This is a genomic window from Nonomuraea sp. NPDC003804, from assembly GCF_040610675.1.
GTDB lineage: Bacteria > Actinomycetota > Actinomycetes > Streptosporangiales > Streptosporangiaceae > Nonomuraea.
Map to the genome: position 1 here is coordinate 17,083 of NZ_JBEXMT010000038.1, position 749 is coordinate 17,831.

The following is a 749-nucleotide window of genomic DNA, read 5'->3' on the forward strand; positions in this document are numbered from 1 at the left end:
CTACCGGGTGGCGGGCGATCTGGGCCGCGCCATCCCGCTGCTGGAGCAGACGCTGGCCGAGCGGGAACGAGTGTTGGGCGGCGACCACCCCTCCACCCTCGCTTCCCGTAACAACCTCGCTGGCGCCTACCGGGTGGCGGGCGATCTGGGCCGCGCCATCCCGCTGCTGGAGCAGACGCTGGCCGAGCGGGAACGAGTGTTGGGCGGCGACCACCCCTCCACCCTTGCCTCCCGTAACAACCTCGCTGGCGCCTATGAGGCGGCGGGGGATCTGGGCCGTGCCATCCCGCTGTACGAGCAGGCGCTGGCCGACTGCCAGCGGGTGTTGGGTGGCGACCACCCCTCCACCCTTGCCTCCCGTAACAACCTCGCTGGCGCCTATGAGACGGCGGGGGATCTGGGCCGTGCCATCCCGCTGTACGAGCAGGCGCTGGCCGAGCGGGAACGGGTGTTGGGCGGCGACCACCCCTCCACCCTCGCTTCCCGTAACAACCTCGCTGGCGCCTATGAGACGGCGGGGGATCTGGGTCGCGCCATCCCGCTGTACGAGCAGGCGCTGGCCGAGCGGGAACGGGTGTTGGGCGGCGACCACCCCGACACCCTCGTCTCCCGTAACAACCTCGCCTACGCCTACCAGACGGCGGGGGATCTGGGTCGCGCCATCCCGCTGCTGGAGCAGACGCTCGCCGACTGCCAGCGGGTGCTGGGCGGCGACCACCCCGACACCCTCGCTTCCCGTAACAACCTCG

General features: G+C 71.2%; 1 protein-coding gene. It reads left to right on the top strand.

Features of this window, described 5'->3' with window-relative positions; genetic code table 11:
• On the top strand, positions 1–749 hold a 749-nt coding region (locus tag ABZX22_RS38110), incomplete at both ends, for a tetratricopeptide repeat protein (protein ID WP_354919607.1).